Below are 24,658 nucleotides of genomic sequence, written 5' to 3'. Positions count from 1 at the left end.
ACTGCTGATAGGTGTGACAGGCCCACCTGAAAGTTTACTTTGTAAATGTCGAGACATGATGTAGAGTTTGATACATGAATACTACGTCATTACACTGGCATCTCCTCATTGCGAGCCTTCCGACTACCGGCGCCACTGCCCGCATGCGGCTTTGGCGAGCCATCAAGGCGCTGGGGTGTGTCCCGTTGCGCGACGGAGCCTATCTCCTGCCCGAACGCCCCGGACATGCCGACACTTTGGCCGAGCTGGTTGACCAAACCAATGCCGAAGGCGGAGAAGCCTGGCTGGTGAAGGTGGTTCCTCGAAACGCCGTCGATGAACTGGCCTTTCTGGCGCGGTTTGATCGTGCCAAGGAATATGGCGAATTTCTGGAAATGGTGGTGGAAGCCAAGAAGTCGCTGGGGGCGCAAGTCCCTGCGGATATCGCCAAGACGCTCAAGAAGTTGGCCAAGGAACGCGAAGCGATCGAGCGCATCGATTTCTTCCCCAATGAAGCGGCCTTGGCCGCCAATGCAGCCTGGGCTGATTTCGCCGAAAAGGCCAATGCGATCTTGTCACCCGGTGAGCCGCAGCCGCAGGAACGGGACATTCCTTATCTGCAAATCCGTGACTACCAAGGCCGGACTTGGGCGACGCGGCGCCGTTTGTGGGTGGATCGAGTGGCCAGCGCCTGGCTGATTCGGCGCTTCATCGACCCCAAGGCTGCATTTCTGTGGCTGGACAGTCCAGCCAATTGCCCGGCCGCCGCCTTGGGCTTCGATTTTAATGACGCCACCTTCACCCACGTCGGCGACAAGGTGACGTTTGAAGTTCTCGTCGCCAGCTTCCAACTCCCCTTGACACCTGGCATGACCAAACTGGCCGCACTGGTGCATGCGCTCGATGCCGGCGGCGAGGCGCCGGTGGAAGCCGCCGGGTTCGAGGCTATCCTGACCGGTGCGCGTGCCCGCTTGGCAGACGATGACGCATTTTTGGCGGAAGTCGGTTCCATCCTCGACTCTCTCTACGCTCACTACAATAAGGACACGCCATGAATGCCATCGCAGAAATACCGTACACCCTCTGGCAAATGGCGCTCTACATGCTTCGCCTGGGCACCTTGGGATTCGGCGGCCCGGTGGCCTTGGTCGGCTACATGCACCGCGACCTGGTCGAAGAACGCAAGTGGATCAGCGATGCCGACTACAAGGAAGGGCTCGCCTTGGCGCAATTGGCGCCTGGTCCCTTGGCAGCCCAACTGGGGATTTACCTGGGATATGTCCACTACCGCATCTGGGGTGCCACCATTGCAGGTCTAGCCTTCGTTCTCCCGTCGTTCTTCATGGTCGTGGCGCTGGGTTGGGCCTACATGCATTTTGGGGGCATCAGCTGGATGCAGGCTGTGTTCTATGGCGTGGGTGCGGCCGTCATCGGCATCATTGTCATGAGCGCCAAGAAGCTGACCCAAAAGAGCATTGGCAAGGACAAGCTGCTCTGGGCGATATATTTGCTGCAGGTAGTGATCACGGTCGTCACCGAGTCCGAAGAGGTTTTGGTCTTCATTGGAGCCGGCTTGCTGGTGTGGTTCCTCCGCGCGCCGCCCAAGTGGCAGAGAAATGGAAGTATGAATGGCCTGGCGCTTGCACAACTACCGTTGGTCTCGGCGTTAGCTACCCTGGATGTGCCTTTACTGGTGCAAATCGGCCTGTTCTTTGCCAAAGCCGGCACCTTTGTGTTTGGTTCGGGCCTGGCGATCGTTCCCTTCCTTTACGGCGGGATTGTCACCGAACACCATTGGCTGAACGAAAAACAGTTCGTTGACGCGGTTGCTGTCGCCATGATTACGCCCGGTCCGGTGGTCATCACGGTCGGCTTTATCGGTTATCTGGTGGCAGGCCTGTCGGGGGCCATCGTGGCGGCCCTGGCGACGTTTATTCCTTGCTACCTGTTCACGATCCTGCCGGCACCGTATTTCAAGAAATACGGGAAGTTGCCGGGCGTGATCGCCTTCGTCGACGGCATCACAGCCGCCGCTATTGGGGCCATCACGGGCTCGGTCATCGTCATCGCCAAACGCTCCATCATCGACCTACCGACAGCGCTCATCGCAGTGATCACGATTGCCTTGCTATGGCGTTTCAAGAAGCTGCAGGAGCCAGTCGTCATCGTCATCGCAGCACTGACAGGACTGGTGCTGTATCCCATACTCAAGCAATGAGTGGTCGGAGATCGATAGAACGTTCTTGACCCTTTACGTCATGGCCTACTAGGAAAGTTCCCTGAACGCATAGCAATTGGCTCTGGCATCGTTTAATGCATGGTGTTCTGGTAATGCGCTCTTCTGATGATAGTCATACCGGAGAATCTCGTTGATCCGATCAGCGACCAGTGTTCGCTTGCACCAGGGCGGAACTCGGCCATCCAGCACGTCGCAAAAGAGATCCCAATCCGTCTGGTAGTCGTAGCAAATGAAAACCTCTTGGTCTTTTGGTCGTATCAGCCTGAGCCAGTTGGTCATCTGCAGGTACAGGTCGTCCTTGCTCATTTCTGCATGGGGTGCGTATCCCAAAAGCGGAAGGACGGCCGCTTTGACGAATTCACTGCATTCACGCACCTCGTAGGGAAGCTCAGCGTAAAACTCCTCGCCGCTCTGGGCCACCAGGCCAATACTGATCAGCTGCGGATCAAGAAAATCAGTGAACTCGGTGTCGATGAAGACATTGAATGGCATCGTGGGTTTCCTCATAAGACCGCTGCGCTGGCTGGGCTCTGGCCGGAAAGCGTAGCATGTCCCAATACCCATGGCATCAGCTTGGCGATATTGACGGCATTATCGAGTCCACGATGATGCTGCCCCTCCAAAGGGACGCCGGTCAGTGGACATGCGCGAACCATGCCCACTTCCTTGCCAATGCGCTGAGCCTTCGCAAACAGTCGCTTCGCATTCCTGTGGGGCATGGCCAAGGGCATAGCGATCCCGTGGCGCTGTGCATCCCGGGTCAGTTGTTTGTGATCGTAGTTTCCCCAGCTCATCCAGACAGTATCTGTTGAGGTCACTTCGTTGGCGAAGGTGTGTAGAGCTCTGGCTGCGACAGGAAAAAGAGGAGCCTGATCAACTTCCTCTTGCGTAATGCCGATCAGTTGCTTGCAAAATGGCGTGAGTATTGGCGGCGCCAACGGTCTTACTAGGTGCTGAAACCGCTCAAGCACCAAACCACCTTCGGTGGCCCAGCAGGCACCGATTTCAATGATTTCCATCTCTTCCGGCGTGATACTACCGTCGTCTGAACACGTCGCTTCCAAATCGACTACCAAAAATCGCTTTTCCATTTTTATCCACGCGGCTTTTACTGTGTATGGAAAGCATACCTGATGTGCGGAAGCAAATCGGAAACTCACCAGGCACAGTCCTGGCGCGATCTACGAATAATAGGTGGCTCCAACTAGGAATATCGTCCGGTTCCAATTAAAGAGAATAGGCGGCGCGAAGAAGAGAGAATCGGTGGTGCCGTAAGAATGAAAATAGTGGGGCAAGTCGATTGCACATCTGTGGCGACTCTTATTTCTTCGCGCGTGGCACATCTGACTATTCTCTCCGTGGCGCTCGCTAAAAAATATTAGGTGGTTCTTTTGCGGAGAATATTCACCCAGCCTCGCAACTGTGCGAGATTTTGCCGGGCTGCTACTCAAGGAAGGACGGCCCATCAATCTGCTCTTGGAAACGCAGGCATCATTATGCCGCCCAAGCGCACTCTCAGCGTTGACGGATTCGAACTTCAGTTCGCGACCAATTTCCTTGGCCACTTCGCGCTGACTAATCTCCTGCTCCCCCTTTTGCTCGAAGCCAAGTCCCCTCGGGTCACCACTCAACTCAACATTTATTTGTCCTTTACTTGTTTCAGCTGATTAAGTTCGCTACGAAGCATCGCATTTTCGTTCTTCAGCCTGGTGTTCTCTTCGCTCTGTTTAATTGTGGCGGTCTTCTTGAATCTGAGTTGCTGATTGCGCAGATAAGCTGATTGGCTCGCTGTTGACGATTGGCCGAGCGCCGAAGCCAGCATTCGCCCTAAAGTCTCGGCGCTAGTGTCACCGCCAACTTCGAGGCTAGCCTGAAAAAGCTCGTTATCCTTCTTGTTCGCGTACCTACGGCGGGATCCGTGCATTCCGGAATCGTGGGGCTGATCTAGCGCGCGGCTAGCTCTCGTAAATATTGTTGTTACTGAACCGAGTTTGAGAGGGGTACCGTACTTCACGTTTAGGAACAAGCAATCTGATTTAGAGCCTGTTCTCCGAATGATTTCAGCTCGATCAGTGGATATGTAGTTGATTATCCGAACTACGAGGTCATGAGGAAACGCAAAGAGATTGTCATATCCCCGTTTCTGATCGGAAGGTAGGACCAAGTAAGGACGCGCTGCTCGTTCACATTTTTCCAGTTCTGCGAGCGTGAATTGAGGAGCCAACAATGAGCAAACAGAGGCGCGCCGAAGTCCAGTTTCTTCTGCGATGTCCTGTAAGAGTACGTTGCGATGGGCTACCCCAGGACCATGTCGAGCATTGAGATAGTCAACGGTGTCTGCGCGGTCTACGTCAGTAGGTATGTAGTTAATCTTATGCTTGCTGCCGACCCCGGTTCCCGTTAATAGTTTTGGATAGCTCTTGGAATTTGGCATATCACCTTCACCGAGTTCGGCCAAATTGCTGGTGATGTTGCAGCCACTTCCATCCGTTCCAAGAAGAAATCTTCGGACCCCGTAGCGATGGTGCTTCTGAAGCCAACGATAGAATTGATAGACAACTTTTAGGTTGCCGTTCACCGTCCTCATTCTCGCTTGTGCATTACCTTTCACGTTTGCAGATTTCCTCGCGAGGAGGGAGGTGCGAAACAACTCGATATGAGAGTCGCCGGCAGAGAATTGGTCAACTCCTTGGTTATCAAGGAATTCAAACCACATCTTCAATGTGTAAGCCTCGTCCTCAATTTTAGAAACTCCCACCTTCTTATCGCCGACGTGGTGGGCGAGATAGTCAAAAAAAGTGAGAATTGATTTGCCATCGCAGTCGTACAGATGCCAGTACACCTTCTTTTCGACAGTTTCGTCTTTGAAAATCAGTAAACCACCGGCTTTGGCGTAGTGTTTCACAATAGGTCTCCAGATGGTTGGAGAGAAAGGTAGCTGGTGGAACCACGAACTGAAAAGTGATCAGTTGACGTGGCCATCCGATGTAATCCAAGGCCAACAAAAATGATGTGACGTGCGGCAGAGTCTACTGCTGTCCTTAAAATCTCTATATCAAATTGTTCCGGAGTCGGAGCAACAACAATCGCAACGTCGACTCCTCGAGTATTCACCTGACGGGCAGGCAATGCATACCCAAGGTTTAACGCCTCAGCGTCGCGAAGAGTGAGTTCGTAGCTCTCTTGGCCAGAGCGAACCTGCAGATGGACACGCAGTAAGTTGTTGTCAGGACCTTGATGTACTTCCGGAGCTGAATATATTCGACTTATCGTAGCCAAATTATTTGGCGGCAAGCTGCTATTGATGAAGCCTGGTTGAAAAACTTGATCGCCTTCGAACATGGCGATATGACCGAACGAGCGCCCGAACGTAGTCCGAACCTGCTGATTTGCGGACTGCATGCGATCGTTCAGGATATCTCTCAGATGGCTGTCAGAGCAGAAAATCTGTGTGCATAGGCCCTGAGAGTTTTGTTGGTGCGAGATTCCCACGGCAGCGTCGGTGCAACGATCAGCTGGTACGTCGACGTGAGAGTGGAGCATTGGAAGAGATTTTTGATACTGCAGACTAGAAATTTCACCGCCCGAGGAGAGCACACGAAATAGATCGAAAATTGATGGTGCAGCCTCCTGGCTATGGTCCAGATCATGAGGCGCGGACTGGAGTTCGTTCCAAATACTTTGATGGCTCCGATCGTAGTCAGCGCCACACACAACAATCTGAGCGGACGTTGGGATTGCCTGCAGAAGGTGAGCCCACAATGCTAACGAGTAGGTTTGTGCGTCCCAAAGCACAACGAGCTCCGGCTTCTGATGATTAGTTAAAAGCTCTCGCGACACTTCTCCAGGAGAATAAACGTGGAGCAAACTCTCCGGGAATCGTAATCTCAGCCTTTCTGCGTGGACCGACACAAAGCATACTGATCTCATAGCTTCTGATCGGTATTCGAATATGTCATCTAGCGAAGCATCACAGCTTGCAACTCTCAATATCTGCGCGTTTTCGCTGATTCGTGGAAGGCAACTTGCGGCGAATACTAAATCCACCGAGTTCAAAAAACCGCCCAAATGGCTTATTTGCCCGCGCTCTTTCAGGCGTGCTGAGATTCCAATTTCTAGAGACCGTGATACGGTCCCTTGGTAGTGGCGGGAAGTAGATTGAACGAGAGCTTTCTTTGAAAGCGCAAAATTAATAGCTTGCTTTGCTTGATTTTCCGATCCAAGAAGGAGAGCTGAAACTTCCCCGACCATGCGATCCTCAGCTATAACCCAATAGCCGCGCGCATAGTGTTCCGAAATCACCGCATCTACAGCTGAAAGCAGCCTATCTTCCGCCTGGTCTAGTTTTCCATCAGCATTCAAAATGCTATCGATACTACGAAAGCTAGCGAAGCGCGCTAGACCATATGGGTTATGCGAACCTTGAATGACGTTGGTAGGAGAGGCAAGCTGGGCGTCATGCAGGGCTAGTGCTCGTAGACGCGGGTGAGTATATGTGTCGAGAAATTCAATCAGCCTTACCAGCGAGGACCAGGCAACACACGCGTCGAGTAACAGGGGATAGGGGAATCGACGGCTGTGCTTGGATATTTTGGTAAGCTCCTCATAATCGAAGTTATTCAGTAACTTTGCTAAGTTATATCCAAATTTTCGCCAGAGCTGTTTGGGATACCATGATCCCATGCCTAATACGTTGAGTTGTAGCCATATGCAAATTGTTGAGTCATGTGGAATGGCGGGTTGTGCCGCTTCCACATCCAGGTAATCGCCAATGTCTTCGTTACGATTCCACTGACCTGATAATTGCCAGCACTCCCCAAGTTCAGGCGTGTATCCAAAGACTGCCGAAGAACAAAGTGTTAGAAAGCGATCTTCCGTTGTAGCGAAGGTGCATTGAATTAGGTGATCAGTTCGAGGAAAGGTCGCGACTATGATGGCGCGGATCACCCGAGATGCATCAACTAGCGGTATTGGGTCATTGATCACGATTGTCCACACCCATCGAAAAAATCATGGTGTAACGAGCAACCTCGGCTCTCAGTCTTGTAATTTCGAGTTGCTGCTGTTTAATCCTTCCTTGTAGCGCTGCTATCACTGGACTATCAGACTCCACAATAACGCGTGCGGGTGCCTTGTAATTTTCTGCAGCCAATCTTCCGATTAGTCTCGAAAGCTCCGGATTAGACCTAAGTGTCGAAACTGGAATTTCTATGATTCTGCATATCTCGGTCTTGTTGATTCGTCCGTGGTGAAATGGAATATTTGGATTCGACTTGATCCATTGTTTGAGCTTTTGGACAGCACTTTTAGCCTTGCTCTGGTTGCTTATCATTTTTATTCACCGATCGTAATGAGCGAACCTTTTTGCTGCTTGCGATGAGTTCTGCATTTTCCAGTTTTAGGCGCTCGATTTCCGCATTTTTAGATGCCAAGACGCGGTCAAATTCATTTGCTTCGATTTCTGCTTTGCGAGTGATCCTTTGGTTCTCATTTTCAATAGAATTCATCGCCACTCTTAGGGTTCTAAATTCTGCTCTTCGGATAGAAAGGAGTGCGGTGAGTGCCTGTTTTTCTTTTGTAAGGCGCTTTATCTCGGAATACTTGCCGGCTGAAATTTGAAGTTCTGCGCGGAGTTTCAATGCTTTGAGAAGTTCTACGACTTCCTTTTCAAGCTCTGGGCGGATTGCAAGTGTGTCGTTTCCGACGCGCCCTATCTTGGGCAGTACTTCTTGCGTTGCAAGAGAATTCTGGGTGCCATTCCATTCCTTAAAGCTGCGAAGGCTGGTGGGGAAGTAGTCTAATAGCTTGTTGTCCTTACTGTCTAAGAGTTGAAGGCCGTCTTTCCCAACTAGAAAAGGAATGCCGTTCGTTGCCCATGCGCGTAAGACCTCAATCTTGCGATTAATGTTCGAGGTCGCTTCGGCCTTTGAGCGCTCGGCTTGGGGGACAATCTTCTTCATATGCCGCCCTCCTTGAAGAACATGACCATCGATGCTCTGTTATCCGCCATTTCTTGGCGATTCAGTTCAATGATGCGGGCCAAGTTCGTACTATCGAGGGAAGCTCGTCTCTGTTGAATCGGCGGCAGCATGAAATCCTCTGCCTCCGCGACCAATTCCGCATGCATCATCACCATGTTCTCGATGTATTCGTGTGCCAAATAGTGATAAGGACATTTTCTGCAGGTGACAGGGCCGGCGTTTTCTCTGCGCAGCTCCCCATTGTGTTGACACAGGGCTCGGGAGTTATGGTGGCCATCTGCTTTAGCATGGCACTGACCGTGGATCATTGGCTCGTATCGATAGCCTTTTTTGTGAACCATCTCCACCAAGGCGCTCACTTGATCATCGTCCCCCAGCTCCTCGAAGCTGATATTTTCCAGCATACGGGCATACAGCTTTCTGATAAATCTGGAAAATCCACCGGCAGCTGCACCATCGAAGATGATCTGATCAATATTCTCGAAGAGAATATCCTTTGCTATCGAATCTGATTCTTCATTGAGAAGTAACGTATCTTCGAGAAAAGCTCTACGAGCCACGGCATCTTCTCCGCGCTTGGTGTTACGAGCACCAATTTTTTCTTCTGCGCGCTCATCGTATGGCACGTTGGGCTTGTCAAAGCAATATAGATGGGTGGTGGATGCCCAGAGGTGTCCAAGCGTTTGCTGGAGCGCCATGATGTCTGGGTCGCGATAGCGATTCATTTTTAGTAAGCAATAGAATCGACGTAGCATTTTGGGCGTGAAGTTAGATTCCTGTTCTTCATTCGCAAAGCTATGTTTCAGGAAAAAATTGAGAGATCTATGCTCGGTTTGGCCGAATGAGAATTTCGCTTTTGTTCGAACCGGCTTTGCGCCTTTTTTGCTTGATATTCTATGTAAATCAAACAAGTTCTCGCCCACGGTAGGTGCCGTGTCTGCATCAGGCATACTGGCCGCCTTTAATTTCTCCAAACTTAAGAATGCATCCATGACCATTCTTGTGACGTAGATCGGTCTACGCTCTCGAAGTGATTTACTAAAATATATATTCAATTTGGCAATCGAATCCTCTGGCGATTCATAAATCAAATCACCAACCCTGAGTCCGAAGTGATCGCCAACGATTTCACCAGGTCTGTGCGCAGTCAGGCCACCTATAGCGATCGCACAAGCGCTCTGAACAAAACCAATTACGGTATCGATAGAGATATCGATACTGGGTTCGGTGCTATTTAATATTGGATCGTCTAATTCTGCTTCGGCGTTTGTATTCAGCGCCCTAATGTTAAGCGCTGATATTTTCACGCCGAATAATTCGGAGAGATGGCTTGTAGCGGGATGATTAATGAAAAAAATGCGGAATTTCGGGTCACTCAATTGGCTTCTTTCGCGTTGCATATCGCTTAGAAGCTCATTTAGTGCAGGAGCTACTTCGTATATTCCAAGGACGGAGTTTTTAAGTATGACGACAGCGTCGTGCAACGACAAATTTTTGGCCTTGCTGCTGCGATTCTTTGTCAAATTTTCTGCTGTTTGGTAAGTCTCGCGGAAAGGCCTTTCCCGCAATCGATCAACGTTCGCTGGGAGTTCAGACAGTCGGTTGAGGACACTGAGAAGTGAGGCAATCGATCCTGTAACCGGTGGAGCATGTTGCTCATCCTTTCGACCCCGCCAGATTTTTCCACCCGGTCCAAAAAGTGACTCAATATGCGCCCTCGCAAAGGACGGAAGAATGTGCTCCGACCCCCACCCAAATTTTTGAGACCAAAACAAAGACTGTATTGCGTTCACATGACCATTAGGTTGTATATAGAGTCCCTCTCGAATCTCTTCTTTAGACATCGTATTAAGCGCTCTGCGCCAGCGCTGTTCGTAGTGAAGCGCCTGATACCAACCTAATTGAGCAACATCAGTTGCGAGCTGCAAAATATCTGCAGTAGTAGCGTCTGCGAAGTGATAGATGCCGTTGCTCCGCAACCAATCAATTATTCGGAGCACCCGTCCCCCGTGATTTGAAAGAACCTTCCCGGATGGCCTACCTGAATAGCTTTCTTTAATGAGTCTGTCGAAATAGGCTAATAGAACCTGGACATATTCGGGATGCTCCGCAAGAGAAGAAGTACGTGGGTAGGGTCTGGTAGCAGGAAGGAACCAATGGTCAATCCGTATTTCCCAACTGCGGACCGAATCCGTGTAGTGGATGATTCCGTCGGAATACGTGAGGCCCGGAGATTCAACCAGGTACGTCTTCTGTTCCGTTGTCGAGTCAGCGGTTGATGAGGGGGAGATGCGCTGATTAAGAGGGCTCATGCTTTGCTCCCTTCTTTGTACAGCGTTAGGGCTTGCCGTAGCAAATTCGGACGCCTTTTCGCCACCAGTATTAACAGGAGATGAATAAAGACGATGCGTGGAAAATGTAATCGTTGGAACGCTGTTTCGTTTCGGTGTATGAGTTCTTGCCAGCGGGATCGATAGAAATCACGAGTTCTTAGCGCCAGTTCAAGCGTTCGGTCCGTTACGACGAGCCGATAGTTCGGGCAGCCTCCGTTGACATGGCATCTTAGGCCGTCGCATGTCTGATCTTTCTGACTTTTCTCGTGCGGTGGATCGTATGGATTTTTGCAAACACCGCCATCGCCAGTCGGATACAGCAGTTCAGGATCTACAAACTTCTGATCTATCTTCATCGAGATCATTCCGGCTTCTCCACGGGTCGCAAAGATCAGGGTTGCTTCGATAGTTCGTTGGAACTGCAGGGCTTTTGCTTCGTTGATATGGAAGAGGATTGAGCCTCTAAGATAATCTTCCACAGTATCAATCGAAGAGTGCCCGAGCATGCTTTGAACAGCTTTGAGGTCAAAATCCTCCAAATATATTGACGCTGCTCGCAGCGGACGCAGTTCTTTGGGCGAGAAGAATGGAAGCTCATGGTCCGTAGCAAAATCACGTAGAGTCCCGAAATGAATGAAGTTGCCGATTTCATCATGGCCAAGTGCTTGCCAGCCGAACCAGATACGCTTTTCGTCGGAGGGGACGATTTTGTGGTTCTTCAGCTGCTCAAGGTTTCGCTCCAGCATTACCACTGCTATCTGAACCCAAGTATCGTTCCGCGCTACCTCATAGTTCGGTGTGTCGTCGTCTGTTTTATTTTTAAATCCTTGGAGTGTGAGCGAATGGCCAACCCGGATGATGCCGTCTGTGGTCATTTTCCCCAGGGCACCAGGATTCCAACCAGTACGCTCGAGTAAGAACACAAAGATCGACGTCAATAATCGGTTAGGAAGACGATATCGAGCAAGGAACCACGGTTGCAGCGAATTATGGTATCGATAAAGCTTCCCATGTGGGACTGTGTACCCAACATGAAGAGAAGGCAGGCGCAGATCAGAATAAGTTGAAAATTGACCGATTCTAAGATGGTCAATTTGGTCTTCAACATACTGTAGGGCCACTGCAGTGATCCAATCGTGGTTGTAGCCATACCAGCGGCCCTTGTTATGATTGGAACTACCTGCATTTTTCTCCTTGGAGATGAGTTCGTAAATGTGCTTACGTGCCTCTTCAGGAATTTCGACAGTGCGGTAAGTCTCTTGCTCTAGGCAGATCTGCTTATAGAGTTCAAATTCTGCAATGCATGCTTTAGCAATCGCTCCTCTGCGGTTCTCAACCGCTTTGCGAGCTTCGACCATGAGCTCTGCAGGGGATGTGTGGGGAATAGTTGAGACTAAGTCGTTGGTGAATGTTTGGCAATACAGGGAACTGCGAACTCGGCGCTCTCCAGCCAAACGCCTAAGAGGCGACCGATATCCATCTAACGCATGTTCAAGTGCCGAATGATCCCCCAGTTTTGCAGGCGTGTCGGTCAAAAATCTGTGCCAGAAATAAGAGGTTTGCAGTTTGTAACCGGGGTTCTTATTTTCAATTTGGTCAATTTCCGTATCCATTTCGGCAACGAACTGGTGAAACGAGTCCCGATTGAAGGAAAGCGGAGATGCTTTTAATTGTTCTCGTGATTCATCGCTTAACCAGCGAAACGCGTTCTTAATTGAAAAAGCACGAGTATTTTGGATTGGTTTAAGTTGCGAGCTTCGTGCAAGCGCTTGAGCAGCCTCATAAAAGAGAGAGCCTTGGGGGTAGCCCCGCACATCAATTTCAGTTGTCGATCTTCTAGCTGATCCGGCAACTGTTGTAATTATTGAAACTATTGCATGCCCTGGGTTTTTGCTGTTCATGATCCCACCAAAAGTTTGTAGGAACAAACGCTGCTAACGGCTATAGGCCTATCATATACCTCGTTCGTTCACTAGGAACGTTTTAGGATGATCGCACCCTTCCGCGGCAATCAGCTGGAACCGCGCCGGAAACTGCGCCTGCCGCGCGGCCCGGGAGATCACGATGTGGCCCGACTCCATCGGCTGGCGCAGCACATCCAGCACGCTGCGCGGATACTCGGCGATCTCATCGAGGAACAGGACCCCATGATGGGCCAGCGAGATTTCCCCTGGCCGGGGCGTGCTGCCGCCGCCCACCAGCGCCACGGCGGAGGCCGTGTGGTGCGGCGCCCGGTAAGGCCGCTGGCGCCACTGCGCAATGTCGAATCCCCCGCTCAAGGATTGCACGGCAGCCGACTCCAAGGCCTCATCCTGCGTCATCGGCGGCAGGATGCCGGGAAAGCGCGTGGCCAACATCGACTTGCCCGCGCCCGGCGGGCCGACCAGCAGCATGCTGTGCTGTCCGGCCGCCGCCACCTCCATGGCGCGCCGCGCCTGCAATTGTCCCTTGATGTCGCTGAAATCCGGGTATGGCACCACGCTGCAGGTCGCGCGCGGCACATGCTGCTGCAGGCGGCCAGCGGCATCGCGGCTGCTGAAATGGGTGCAGACCTCCAACAAGGAGCCCGCTGGCAGGATCTGCGCCTGCGGCACCAGTGCGGCCTCGTCCGCATTGGCGGCGGGCAGGATGAAGCTGCGCGGCGGGTCGTCGCCCTGGCTGTCGCGCTGCATGGCGCAGGTCATGGCCAAGGCGCCGCGAATGGGCAGCAGCTGCCCTGACAGCGAGAGCTCGCCCGCATATTCATGCGCGTCGAGCCGGTCGGCGGGGATCTGTTCTGAAGCCGCCAGGATGCCCAAGGCGATGGCCAGGTCGAATCGCCCGGATTCCTTGGGCAGGTCGGCCGGTGCCAGGTTGACGGTAATGCGGCGGGCAGGGAATTCAAACCGCGCGTTCTGCAACGCCGCCCGGACGCGATCACGGGCTTCCTTTACCTCGGCTTCCGGCAAGCCGACGATGGTGAAGGCCGGCAAGCCGTTGGCCAGGTGCACCTCAACCGTCACCGGCGGGGCGCTCATGCCGGCCAGGGCGCGGCTGCGCAAGACCGCCAGGCTCATCGCAATGCGCCCGGCAGCTTGTCAGAACAGAGTAGGGAAGGGGGAGGGAAAGAGAATAGAGTCTGTGCCAGGATCATGGAGTCTGTTTTTGCTGAGCCTCAAGCTCGGCAACACGCGCTTCCAGCGCCTCCAGGCGGGCACGGGTCTTGGCCAATACCTGGGCCTGGACGTCGAATTCCTCGCGCGTGACCAGGTCCAGCTTGGCAAAACCCTGACTCAGCATGGCCTTGACGTTCTTCTCGATGTCCTTGGCCGGAGAGTTCTCGATCGCCTTGTTGATCTTGGATTGCAGGTCTTCAAAAAATGGGGGCTTGTCCATGTCGGATCTCCTTGGCAGATAGCTGTACTGCAAGTTTAGCGGTTTCCCGCCCATCCTCAAACCGCGATGTCCTGTGTAGACCGCATTTTTGTACACAGGTGCCGGATTAAGGCTGAATTTTCCTTCGGGAAATGCGCCGACTTGGTGATCCGGGAGAGGCCCGCCGCCCGCGCACCAAAATGTGTTTGCCGCGTTCGATGCAGGTTTGACAAAAAACGAGGAATATCGCACCAATCACGTGCATTTTCCCAGCTCATGCACTATTTTGAAGCTGATCTCGAAAAAAATCGTTGCAAATCTCTGGTTTCACGCGAAAACACAAGTCTGCCTTGCCGAATGGACATGGCACGGCTCCTGCTAAAGGTTGGGGGCACAGATAAAAAAGACTTTATTGTTCAAACATAAACCAGAGGGAAAGTCATGAAGAAACTGATTCTTGCAACAGCCATCGCAGCATCCTTCGTTTCTACCGTGGCCCGCGCAGAGGACGCCAAGCCGGACAATGAATTGAGCTTCAACGCCGCCGTGGTGAGCGACTACCGCTACCGTGGCCTGACCCAGACCCGCTTCGACCCGGCCCTGCAGGTTGGTGCTGACTACACGCACAACCCGACCGGCCTCTACGCCGGTACCTGGCTGACCAACATCAAGTGGATCAAGGATGCAGGCACCCTGGCCGGTTCCGACACCAAGGGCAACGTCGAATGGGACATCTACGGCGGCAAGCGCGGTGACATCGGCGGCGGCTTCACCTACGACGTCGGCGGCCTGTACTACTACTACCCTGGCAACAGCCTGGACAAGGTCGCCAAGAACGCCAACACCTTCGAACTCTACGGCCAGGTCGGCTATGGTCCTGCCTACTTCAAGTATTCGCAGGCCCTGACCAACCTGTTCGGCACGCCCAACAGCAAGTACAGCCAGTACTTTGACCTGGGCGCCAACATCGAGACCTACTACGGCGTCATGCTGGGCTTGCACCTCGGTCACCAGAGCGTGCGTGGCAACCCCAACCAGCTGAGCTACACCGACTGGAAGATCGGCCTGTCCAAGACCTTCGACGAAGCGGCCGGCATCACCCTGGGCGTGGCCTACGTGGGTACCGACCTCAAGGATGGCGTCTCCACCACCCCGGCATCGGATGGCTCCAAGAACGTCGGCAAGAACGGTTTCGTCTTCTCCATCAGCAAAACTTTCTAACAAGAGGTTCGTATGAAACTGATCACTGCGATCATCAAACCGTTCAAGCTGGATGAGGTGCGCGAAGCCCTCTCCGCGATCGGGGTGCAAGGCATCACCGTGACCGAAGTCAAGGGCTTCGGTCGTCAGAAAGGCCATACCGAGCTGTACCGCGGCGCCGAGTATGTGGTCGATTTCCTGCCCAAGACCAAGATCGAGGCTGCCGTTGACGACGCCATCGTCGAACGCGCCCTGGAAGCCATCGAGACCGCCGCTCGTACCGGCAAGATCGGCGACGGCAAGATCTTCGTCCAGGATCTGCTGGATGTGATCCGTATCCGTACCGGCGAAACCGGCAAAGACGCTCTGTAAAAAAGGGGAATTCTAATGAGCATGAAGAAAATGTTTTCCGGCGCGCTCGCCATTGGCGCGCTGTTGTTGGCGGTAGGCTTTACCGCTCCGGCCCAGGCGCAGGATGCGCCCAAGCCTGAAGCTGCAGCGGCTGCCGCCGCTGCCCCGGCCGCTGCCGCTCCGGCTGCGCCCAAGGCTGAAGCAGCCGCCCCGGCTGCTGCTGCACCTGCTGCGCCTGCCGCCGCTGCTGCCGCACCGGCTCCGGTCCCCAACAAGGGCGACACCGCCTGGATGCTGGTTTGTACCGCTTTCGTCATCCTGATGACCCTGCCCGGCCTGGGCCTGTTCTACGGCGGCCTGGTCCGCAGCAAGAACATGCTGTCGGTGCTGATGCAGTGCTTCATGATCTTCTCGCTGATCTACATCCTGTGGTTCGTCTACGGCTACAGCATCGCGTTCACCGAGGGCAGCGCCTTCTTCGGCGGCTTTGATCGCCTGTTCCTGCACGGCCTGACCGGTGACTCCAACACCGCCACCTTCAGCAAGGGCGTGGTCATTCCGGAACTGGTCTTCGTTGCCTTCCAGGGTGCGTTTGCCGCCATCACCGTGGCGCTGATCATCGGTGCCTTCGCCGAACGCGTGAAGTTCTCCGCCGTGATCCTGTTCTCGATCCTGTGGTTCACCTTCTCCTACCTGCCGATGGCCCACATGGTCTGGTTCTGGCCGGGTCCGGATGCCTTCACCGATGCCGCTGCCGCTGAAAAGGCGACCGCCATCTCGGGTTGGCTGTTCCAGAAGGGCGCGCTGGATTACGCTGGTGGCACCGTGGTGCACATCAACGCCGCCATCGCCGGCCTGGTCGGTTCCTACGTGATCGGCAAGCGTATCGGTTTCGGCAAGGAAGCCTTCAAGCCGCATAGCCTGACCCTGACCATGGTCGGTGCCTCGCTGCTGTGGTTCGGCTGGTTCGGCTTCAACGCCGGCTCCGGTCTGGAAGCCAACGGCACTGCTGCCCTGGCCTTCGTCAACACCATCCTGGCCACTGCGGCTGCGGTCCTGTCCTGGAGCTTCGGCGAATGGATCGGCAAGGGCAAGCCCTCCATGCTGGGTGCCGCTTCCGGCGCCGTGGCAGGTCTGGTGGCCATCACCCCGGCCGCTGGCTTCGTGGGCGTCATCGGCGCCGTGGTCATGGGCCTGATCGCTGGTCTGCTGTGCCTGTGGGGCGTGAGCGGCCTGAAGAAGATCCTGGGTTCTGACGATGCACTGGACGTCTTCGGCGTGCACGGTGTGGGCGGCATCCTGGGTGCCATCCTGACCGGCGTGTTCGCAGCCCCCAGCCTGGGCGGCACCGGTATCTATGACTACGTGGCCAACGCCGTGGCACCGGATTACTCCATCGGCGGCCAGGTCTGGATCCAGTTCCAGGGCGTGCTGACCACCGTGATCCTGTCGGGTGTGGTCTCCTTCATCGCCTACAAGATCGTCGACGTCGTCATCGGCCTGCGTGTGACCGAGGAAGAAGAACGCGAAGGCCTGGACATCTCCAGCCACGGCGAATCGGCCTACCACTAAGCATCTGTCGTACTGAGTCTGCAGTATTCCTTCGGGGCTGGAAACGGCCTCTTTATAAGGCGCCTTCGGGCGCCTTTTTTCATTTGCGGGCATAACGGCATGAAGAAGGGAGCATACTTGTCACATCATCAAGTTGTCGTTTTTTGGCCATTTCCTTCAGGTAAAGCGGTTTCCTGATGCATTGCCGCGTCGAGGCCGGATAATTCCCGAGTATTTGAGTCGGGCTCTTTAAAATGCCGCCATCATCGCCATGTGAACACTCCCAGCCACGCCTTCGCAGCGACCGTGGACGGGTCCAGGTTTTGCTGAAATGGCAACAGCGGCGTCTACTGCGTTGCAACACGGTTTCAGGAATCCGCTAAAATCGACACTCGCTGCCGGCATTTACATATCGTTAAGGTCTTTTATGGTCCCGCATCTCGTCACCGCTCTGAATGGTCCCCTGCTGGAGCTGGAGAAGAAAATCCTGGGCGCCACGCCGGCCATCGAACGCTGGTTCCGCATGGAATGGCAGGAGCACACGCCGCCCTTCTATTGCTCGGTGGACCTGCGCAACGCCGGTTTCAAGCTGGCACCGGTCGATACCAACCTGTTCCCGGGCGGCTTCAACAACCTCTCGCCGGAAATGTTGCCGCTGGCGGTGCAGGCGGCCATGGCGGCCATCGAGAAATACTGCCCGGATGCGCGCAACCTCTTGCTCATCCCGGAAACCCAGCCCGGCAATACCTTCTACCTGCAGAACATCGGCCGCCTGATGCAGATCTTCCGCCAGACCGGCCTGAACGTGCGCCTGGGTACGCTGGCACAGGGTTCCACCAAGCCGCAGCAGATCGAATTGCCCGATGGCACCCACATTACCCTGGAGCCCCTGGAGCGCTCGGCCAACGGCCGCCGCCTGGGCTTGAAGAACTTCGATCCCTGTACGGTGCTGCTCAACAATGACCTCTCCAGCGGCATCCCCTCGGTGCTGGAAGGGCTGCATGAACAAAGCGTCCTGCCGCCGCTGCACGCGGGCTGGGCGCTGCGCCGCAAGAGCAATCACTTTGCCGCCTACGATGAAGTGGTGAAGAAGTTTTCCAAAATGGTCGAGGTCGACCCCTGGATGCTCAACCCGCTCTTCACCAAGGTCAGCGACATCGACTTCCAGGAAAACACCGGCACCGACGCGCTGGCTGACAGCGTGTCCTCGCTGCTGTCGAAGATTCGCAAGAAGTACAAGGAATACGGCATCAAGGAACAGCCTTTCGTCTTCATCAAGGCCAATGCCGGTACGTATGGCATGGGCATCATGGCGGTCAAGGATGCCAGCGAGATCAAGGACCTCAACCGCAAGCAGCGCACCGGCATGCTGGCCGGCAAGGAAGGCCTGGAAGTCTCGGAAGTGATCGTGCAGGAAGGCGTGCACTCCTTCGAGCGCATCAACCAGGCCGTGGCCGAGCCGGTGGTCTACATGATCGACCGCTACGTGGTGGGTGGCTTCTACCGCGTGCACGCCGAGCGCGGCGTGAACGAAAATCTCAACGCCCCCGGTGCGCATTTCGTGCCGCTGGCATTTGCCCAGCAGCATGCCCTGCCTGACATGCACGCCAAGCCGGGCACGGCCGCGCCCAACCGTTTCTACATGTATGGCGTGGTGGCGCGCCTGGCGCTGCTGGCAGCGTCGGTGGAGATGGAAAAGACCGACCCCAACCCGGAAGTTTATTAATATCGCGCCTTTGCCAGGCCCAACAGGACCCAAGCTCCATGAAAATCGCTTTCCTCGCCGATCCTCTGGATACGTTCAAGACGTACAAGGATTCCACCTTCGCCATGATGCGCGAGGCCGCCCGCCGCGGGCACAGCATCTACGCCTTCGAACAGGGCGACCTGGTGCTGGAAAACGGCCTGGTGACCGCCAATGCCTTCAAGATCACGTTGACCGGCGAGGCCGATGACTGGTACCGCGCCGACAAGCCGGCAGCGTGCTTCCTCTCCGAATTCGATGCGGTGATCGTGCGCAAGGATCCGCCCTTCGACATGGAGTACATCTACACCACCTACCTGCTGGAGCTGGCCGAAAAGCAGGGCGCGCGCGTATTCAACAAGCCGGCAGCCATTCGCAGCCACAACGAGAAGCTGGCCATTGCCCAGTTCCCGCAGTACACCGCGCCGACCCTGGTCACGCGCGACGCCAAGCGCCTGCGCGCCTTCCACGACGAGCACCAGGACGTGATCCTGAAGCCCCTCGATGGCATGGGCGGCATGGGCATCTTCCGCGTCAAGGCCGATGGCATGAACCTGGGCTCCATCATCGAAACCCTGACCGACAACGGTCAACGCACGATCATGGCGCAGCGTTTCATTCCCCAGATCAGCGCAGGCGACAAGCGCATTCTCCTGATCGGCGGCAAGGTGGTGCCCAATGTGCTGGCACGCATTCCGCAGGGCAACGAGGTGCGCGGCAACCTGGCCGCAGGCGGTTTGGGCAAAGCGCAGCCGGCATCGGCGCGCGACATCGAGATCGGTGAGGCGTTGGGGCCGATCTTGTATCAACGTGGCCTGTTACTGGTAGGATTGGACGCTATCGGCGACTATCTCACCGAAATCAACGTCACCAGCCCGACCTGCTTCCAGGAAATTACCGAGCAGACCGGGTTTGATGTGGCAGCGATGTTCGTGGATGCGCTGGAGGCAGCCGCAGGGGCAGCAGAGGTAGCAGGGTCGGTCGGATAATGGGATCGACAGAGCATGACGGGCTGCTCGGGGAAAAGCGCGTCGCATCAGATGGCAACAATTCCATGGTTGGTATTCTTCTCTTGACGCACGCCCCGCTGGGGCAAGCTTTCCTGGCCGCCGCCACGCACGTTTTCCGCGGCCGCCCCGAACGGATGGAGGCGATCGACGTGATCGCCGACCAGAACCCGGCAGAAGTGCAAAAACTGGCCATCGAGGCGGTTGAACGCCTCGATGATGGCAGCGGCGTACTGGTCATCACCGATGTGATGGGCGGCACGCCCTCCAACTGTACGGGCTTCCTGTGCGGATTGGGCAACGTCCAGGTGATCGCCGGCATCAGCCTGCCCATGCTGCTGCGGGCGCTGACCTACCGTAACGACACGCTGGATGTGGTGGTTGAAATGGCACTGGCAGGGGGCCAGAATGGTGCGGTGCGGATCGACAACCGCATCCGGGTGGCGGCCTCGGCCTGAACCTTGCCCGCCGGGCTGCATCGAACCGCGCCAACACGATAAAAACGAAAGCAGAACATGATTCAAAAAGAACTCGAAATCGTCAACAAGCTGGGCCTGCACGCGCGCGCCTCGGCCAAGCTCACCCAGCTGGCCGGCAAGTTCAAGAGCGAAGTCTGGCTGACCTTCAACAAGCGCCGCGTCAATGCCAAGTCCATCATGGGCGTGATGATGCTGGCCGCCGGCAAGGGCAGCATCGTCACCCTGGAGACCAACGGCGCCGATGAGCAGGAGTGCTTCACCGCCCTGGAAGCACTGATTGCCGACAAGTTCGGCGAAGGCCAGTAAGCCCCTTCACCGCGCTTGCGGTATTGCGCCGCAGCACCGCGGCGCGGCTGGAATGCTTCTTGCGATATGTCAATGCCCGTGCACTTCCTGTGCGGGCTGAAACAATGTTCATATACGCTGCCTGTCTATCCGTCCTCAGTGTGTCGCGCCCGGTCCTGATTGCCAAACCGCTCTTTGTTCGGTAACTTGCTCCAGCTACCGCGCGCTGGCAACACGGCGGACTATAAGAAAACAGGCAGGAGATACGCGATGGCTTCATTCAGCTTACATGGAATCGCGGTGTCGCAAGGCATCGCCATCGGACGCGCGCATTTGATGGCGCCGGCCGCACTGGACGTCAAACATTACCTGATCGCGCCCGACCAGGTCGAGGCCGAGATCGAGCGCTTGAAGAGCGCGGTCAAGGCGGTGCACCAGGAACTTCATATCATCCGCTCCGAATTGCCCAAGGATGCGCCGCCCGAGCTGGGCGCCTTCATTGATGTGCATTCGCTGATCCTGTCGGACCCGATGCTGGCCGAGGTGCCGCAAGACATCATCCGGCACCGTTACTACAACGCCGAATGGGCGCTGGTGACCCAGATCGAGGAATTGTCGGCCCAGTTCGACGAGATCGAAGACCCTTACCTGCGCGAGCGCAAGGCCGACATCCAGCAGGTCGGCGAGCGCATCCTCAAGATACTGACCGGCAGCGCAAGCCACCTGCCACCCACCGGCGAGGCCGCCGCCAACATCATTGTCGTGGCCCACGACATCTCGCCGGCCGACATGCTGCAGTTCCGCGAGAGCGCCTTTGCCGGCTTCGTCACCGACCTGGGCGGTCCCAATTCACATACCGCCATCGTGGCGCGCAGCCTGGCCATTCCGGCGGCCGTCGGCATGCACAATGCGTCGGTGCTGGTGAAGCACGATGATGTGCTCATCATCGATGGCGACGCCGGTGTGGTCATCGTCGATCCTTCCCCGCTGGTGCTGGCGCAGTACCGCGCACGGCAGGAAAGGCTGCTGCGGGAGCGGAAGAAACTTTCACGTCTCAAGAAGACCCCGGCCATCACCCAGGATGGCGAGCCGATCACGCTGCTGGCCAACATCGAGCTGCCCAACGATGCTGCCAATGCCTTCGAGGCGGGGGCGATGGGTATCGGGCTGTTCCGTTCGGAATTCCTGTTCATGGGACGGGCCGGGCACCTGGAGAAATTCCCCAGCGAGGATGAGCAGTTCGAATCCTACAAGCAGGCCGTCATCGCCATGAAGGGCAGGGTGGTCACCATCCGTACCCTGGATGTGGGCGCCGACAAGCCGCTGGACGAGGACGAGGAAACCGCCCTGAACCCGGCGCTGGGCTTGCGCGCGATCCGCTATTGCCTGTCAGAGCCGCAGATGTTCCTGACGCAATTGCGGGCCATCCTGCGCGCTTCGGCTTATGGTCCCATCAAGCTGCTGGTGCCGATGATGGCGCACGCCTTCGAGATCGACCAGACGCTGTCCATGATCGAACAGGCCAAGCAGCAGCTGCGCGACCGCAAGCAGAAGTTCGACGAGGACATCCCGGTCGGTGCCATGATCGAGATCCCCGCGGCCGCCTTGGCGCTGCCCTTGTTCATCAAGCGGCTGGATTTCCTCTCCATCGGTACCAACGACCTGATCCAGTACACCTTGGCCATTGACCGCGTGGACCATGAAGTGGCGCATCTCTACGATCCGCTGCATCCGGCGGTGCTGTTCCTGTTGTCGAGCGTGATTTCCCAAGGCCGCAAGGCGGGCATTCCGGTGTCGGTGTGCGGGGAAATGGCCGGTGACCTGAAATGGACCCGCCTGCTCTTGGGCATGGGGCTGCTGGAGTTCTCCATGCATCCTTCGCAGATCCTGTCGGTGAAGAACGAGATCTTGAACAGCGACCTGCGCCTGCTGGAGCCGCAGGTCAAGAAGGTGCTGCGGGCCACCGAGCCGGCTGCCATCAGTGCGGCCATGGCGCAGCTGCAAGCCTTGCATGCCGAGCCTGCCGTGGCCGAAGCCAAAGTGGCCGCGCGCCGCCGCTAGGGCGTATTGAGCCGGGGGAGCCCGTTTGACGGGCCTGCCCGACTTGGGTATTCTTATGCCACTGCGCCGATTTGAACGGTTTGACCAACTTCAGCTTGCGGGCGCCGGGATCCTGATCCCATCTAAATGCGGCTAAAGCGAGCTTGGATCAGCTGTTTCTCCCAAGACTGCCCCGCCCCATCGATGAGTGAGCCCGCAAGCACTGCTTCCGGGCTTTTTTGTTGCCCGCGCACGAAACTGGCCACCCGCCGGCGAAGCGACCGCCAATGCCGCTCCCCGTGAGCCGCCTGGCGCCGAGTCACTTACGCAGAACAATCATGTCGATCGGAATCGTATCGCCCCAGGTCATGCATTTCGCCGAGCCGCTGCCGCTGCAGAGCGGCGCCGCGCTGGCGGACTACTCGCTGACCTATGAAACCTACGGCACCTTGAATGCCGACAAATCCAATGCCGTGCTGGTCTGCCACGCGCTCAATGCGTCCCATCACGTGGCCGGCGTCTATGCCGACGCCCCTGACAACGTGGGCTGGTGGGACAACATGGTCGGTCCCGGCAAGTCGCTGGATACGGATCGCTTCTTCGTCATTGGCGTGAACAACCTGGGTTCCTGTTTCGGCTCGACCGGGCCGATGCACCCGAACCCGGCCACCGGCAAGCCCTACGGTGCGGACTTCCCGGTGGTGACGGTGGAAGACTGGGTGAACGCCCAGGCGCGCCTGGCCGACCGGCTTGGCATTACCTGCTTCGCCGCCGTCATGGGCGGCTCGCTGGGCGGCATGCAGGCGCTGGCCTGGAGCATGATGTATCCGGATCGCCTGCGCCACTGCCTGGTGATCGCCTCCACGCCCAAGCTGTCGGCGCAGAACATTGCCTTCAACGATGTCGCGCGCCAGGCCATCCTGACGGATCCGCAGTACCACGGCGGCGATTTCTATGCGCATGGCGTGGTGCCCAAGAACGGCCTGCGGGTGGCACGCATGGTGGGCCATATCACCTATCTGTCGGACGACGACATGGCCGAGAAATTCGGTCGCGACCTGCGCACCGGCGAATACCAGTTCGGCTACGGCGTGGATTTTGAAATCGAATCCTACCTGCGCTACCAGGGTGACAAGTTCTCGACCTACTTCGACGCCAACACCTATCTGCTCATCACCAAGGCGCTGGACTACTTCGACCCGGCGCGTGAATTCGGCGGTGACCTGGCGCGCGCCTTCGCCCGCACCCAGGCCAAGTTCCTGCTGGTGTCCTTCACCACCGACTGGCGCTTTTCGCCCGAACGCAGCCGCGAGATGGTCCAGGCGCTGGTGGCCAACAAGCGGCGCGTGAGCTATGCCGAAATCGACGCCCCGCACGGACACGACGCTTTCCTGCTGGACGATGCGCGCTACATGAAGGTGGTGCGCGAGTACTACGGAAGTATCTGGACTGAACTGCAGCAGGAGGGCCGCGCATGACTTTCGAACAATTGAGCGCGCTGCGCCCCGACCTGGCCTTCATCGCCCACTGGGTGCGCGAGCAGTCGCAAGTGCTGGACCTGGGTTGCGGCGATGGCGTGATGCTGGACTACCTGCAATCCGACAAGGGCTGCTCGGGCTATGGCGTGGAGATCGACGATGACCAGATCCCCAAGTGCGTGGCGCGCAATGTCTCGGTGATCCAGCAGGACTTGAACGGCGGACTGGCCATGTTCGAGGACAATGCCTTCGATACCGTGCTGTGCCTGTCGGCACTGCAGATGGTCAAGGATGTGGAAGGGACCTTGCGCGAGATCGCCCGGGTCGGGCGCGAGGTGACGGTATCCTTCCCCAACTTCGCCTACTGGCCGCACCGCGTGGCGCTGCTGCGCGGGCGCATGCCGGTGTCCAGGAGCCTGCCCTACCAGTGGTACGATACGCCGAACCTGCGCTGCGCCACGATCAGGGACTTCGAGGCGCTGGCCAACGAGCTGGGCCTGGAGGTGCTGGAATGCGTGGCCTTGAAGGATGGCAAGCCGGTGCGTTACTTCCCGAACTGGCGTGGCAGCCTGGCGGTATTCCGCCTGCGCAAGAAATAAGCGGAAACCGCAACGCCAGGATTTTGCAAAAAGCTTCA

20 protein-coding genes and 1 pseudogene are annotated in these 24,658 nt (G+C 56.2%); 12 read left to right on the top strand and 9 right to left on the bottom strand.

The window, feature by feature from the left end; all coding sequences use genetic code 11:
- The first annotated feature begins 74 nt into the window (after nt 1–74).
- Nucleotides 75–1,034: a chromate resistance protein ChrB domain-containing protein gene (locus FYB76_RS16585; RefSeq protein ID WP_154134307.1), complete on the top strand. Its 960-nt coding sequence runs from the start codon at nt 75–77 to the stop codon at nt 1,032–1,034.
- Nucleotides 1,031–2,197: a chromate transporter gene (locus FYB76_RS16580; protein ID WP_154134306.1), complete on the top strand. Its 1,167-nt coding sequence runs from the start codon at nt 1,031–1,033 to the stop codon at nt 2,195–2,197. Before FYB76_RS16585 ends, FYB76_RS16580 begins: the two co-directional genes overlap by 4 nt.
- Before the next feature lie 48 nt (nt 2,198–2,245).
- On the opposite strand, the gene FYB76_RS16575 is transcribed toward FYB76_RS16580, so the two are convergent.
- From FYB76_RS16575 to FYB76_RS16535, 9 genes and pseudogenes are all read right to left on the bottom strand, one after another.
- The gene (locus FYB76_RS16575; RefSeq protein WP_154134305.1) at nt 2,246–2,710 is read right to left on the bottom strand and encodes a 3'-5' exoribonuclease; all 465 of its coding nucleotides are present in this window, start codon (nt 2,708–2,710) and stop codon (nt 2,246–2,248) included.
- An 11-nt stretch (nt 2,711–2,721) separates the two neighbouring features.
- The gene (locus FYB76_RS16570) at nt 2,722–3,378 is read right to left on the bottom strand and encodes an exonuclease domain-containing protein (protein ID WP_370516363.1); all 657 of its coding nucleotides are present in this window, start codon (nt 3,376–3,378) and stop codon (nt 2,722–2,724) included.
- A gap of 479 nt (nt 3,379–3,857) precedes the next feature.
- Nucleotides 3,858–5,123 carry a hypothetical protein gene (locus FYB76_RS16565; protein ID WP_154134304.1) on the bottom strand — a complete coding sequence of 422 codons (1,266 nt, stop codon included), beginning with the start codon at nt 5,121–5,123 and terminating at the stop codon, nt 3,858–3,860.
- Complete coding sequence (locus FYB76_RS16560; RefSeq protein ID WP_154134303.1) at nt 5,120–7,204, bottom strand: hypothetical protein; 2,085 nt, start codon at nt 7,202–7,204, stop codon at nt 5,120–5,122. The genes FYB76_RS16565 and FYB76_RS16560 overlap by 4 nt, the downstream gene beginning before the upstream one ends.
- A gap of 320 nt (nt 7,205–7,524) precedes the next feature.
- Nucleotides 7,525–8,178, bottom strand: coding sequence for a hypothetical protein (locus FYB76_RS16555; RefSeq protein WP_154134302.1), 654 nt, complete (start codon nt 8,176–8,178; stop codon nt 7,525–7,527).
- On the bottom strand, nt 8,175–10,511 hold the full coding sequence (locus FYB76_RS16550) for a hypothetical protein (RefSeq protein WP_154134301.1): 2,337 nt from the start codon (nt 10,509–10,511) through the stop codon (nt 8,175–8,177). Before FYB76_RS16550 ends, FYB76_RS16555 begins: the two co-directional genes overlap by 4 nt.
- Nucleotides 10,508–12,433, bottom strand: coding sequence for a hypothetical protein (locus tag FYB76_RS16545; RefSeq protein ID WP_154134300.1), 1,926 nt, complete (start codon nt 12,431–12,433; stop codon nt 10,508–10,510). Before FYB76_RS16545 ends, FYB76_RS16550 begins: the two co-directional genes overlap by 4 nt.
- Nucleotides 12,434–12,535: 102 nt before the next feature.
- A pseudogene (locus FYB76_RS16540) lies at nt 12,536–13,588 on the bottom strand (YifB family Mg chelatase-like AAA ATPase); the annotation flags it as partial.
- A 73-nt stretch (nt 13,589–13,661) separates the two neighbouring features.
- Complete coding sequence (locus tag FYB76_RS16535) at nt 13,662–13,907, bottom strand: accessory factor UbiK family protein (protein WP_008334075.1); 246 nt, start codon at nt 13,905–13,907, stop codon at nt 13,662–13,664.
- Nucleotides 13,908–14,327: 420 nt separating this feature from the next.
- On the opposite strand from FYB76_RS16535, the gene FYB76_RS16530 reads away from it, so the two are divergent.
- The 10 genes from FYB76_RS16530 to metW all read left to right on the top strand — a co-directional run bounded on the left by FYB76_RS16530 (nt 14,328) and on the right by metW (nt 24,620).
- Nucleotides 14,328–15,107: a TorF family putative porin gene (locus FYB76_RS16530; protein WP_154134299.1), complete on the top strand. Its 780-nt coding sequence runs from the start codon at nt 14,328–14,330 to the stop codon at nt 15,105–15,107.
- 12 nt (nt 15,108–15,119) lie between these two features.
- The gene (locus FYB76_RS16525) at nt 15,120–15,458 is read left to right on the top strand and encodes a P-II family nitrogen regulator (protein WP_006713297.1); all 339 of its coding nucleotides are present in this window, start codon (nt 15,120–15,122) and stop codon (nt 15,456–15,458) included.
- A 15-nt stretch (nt 15,459–15,473) separates the two neighbouring features.
- Nucleotides 15,474–17,009 (top strand): ammonium transporter, encoded by a 1,536-nt coding sequence (locus FYB76_RS16520; RefSeq protein ID WP_088757192.1) that lies wholly within the window; start codon nt 15,474–15,476, stop codon nt 17,007–17,009.
- Between the two features lie 406 nt (nt 17,010–17,415).
- Complete coding sequence (gene gshA, locus FYB76_RS16515) at nt 17,416–18,714, top strand: glutamate--cysteine ligase (protein ID WP_088757193.1); 1,299 nt, start codon at nt 17,416–17,418, stop codon at nt 18,712–18,714.
- A 38-nt stretch (nt 18,715–18,752) separates the two neighbouring features.
- Nucleotides 18,753–19,721: a glutathione synthase gene (gshB, locus tag FYB76_RS16510; protein WP_154134298.1), complete on the top strand. Its 969-nt coding sequence runs from the start codon at nt 18,753–18,755 to the stop codon at nt 19,719–19,721.
- Between the two features lie 65 nt (nt 19,722–19,786).
- Entirely contained in the window at nt 19,787–20,197 is a 411-nt protein-coding gene (locus FYB76_RS16505; protein ID WP_186450237.1) for a PTS sugar transporter subunit IIA, read from the top strand.
- A gap of 57 nt (nt 20,198–20,254) precedes the next feature.
- On the top strand, nt 20,255–20,524 hold the full coding sequence (locus FYB76_RS16500) for an HPr family phosphocarrier protein (protein WP_034335020.1): 270 nt from the start codon (nt 20,255–20,257) through the stop codon (nt 20,522–20,524).
- Nucleotides 20,525–20,773: 249 nt separating this feature from the next.
- Nucleotides 20,774–22,564: a phosphoenolpyruvate--protein phosphotransferase gene (gene ptsP / locus FYB76_RS16495; protein ID WP_154134297.1), complete on the top strand. Its 1,791-nt coding sequence runs from the start codon at nt 20,774–20,776 to the stop codon at nt 22,562–22,564.
- Nucleotides 22,565–22,881: 317 nt separating this feature from the next.
- Complete coding sequence (locus FYB76_RS16490; protein WP_088757197.1) at nt 22,882–24,021, top strand: homoserine O-acetyltransferase; 1,140 nt, start codon at nt 22,882–22,884, stop codon at nt 24,019–24,021.
- A complete protein-coding gene (gene metW, locus FYB76_RS16485) occupies nt 24,018–24,620 on the top strand; it encodes a methionine biosynthesis protein MetW (RefSeq protein ID WP_088757198.1) in 603 nt (200 codons plus the stop codon). Before FYB76_RS16490 ends, metW begins: the two co-directional genes overlap by 4 nt.
- The last annotated feature ends 38 nt before the right edge of the window (nt 24,621–24,658 follow it).

This window comes from Herbaspirillum sp. CAH-3, assembly GCF_009668275.1.
In the GTDB taxonomy this organism is placed as follows: domain Bacteria; phylum Pseudomonadota; class Gammaproteobacteria; order Burkholderiales; family Burkholderiaceae_D; genus Herbaspirillum; species Herbaspirillum aquaticum.
This window is presented reverse-complemented; position numbering and strand designations above follow the sequence as displayed.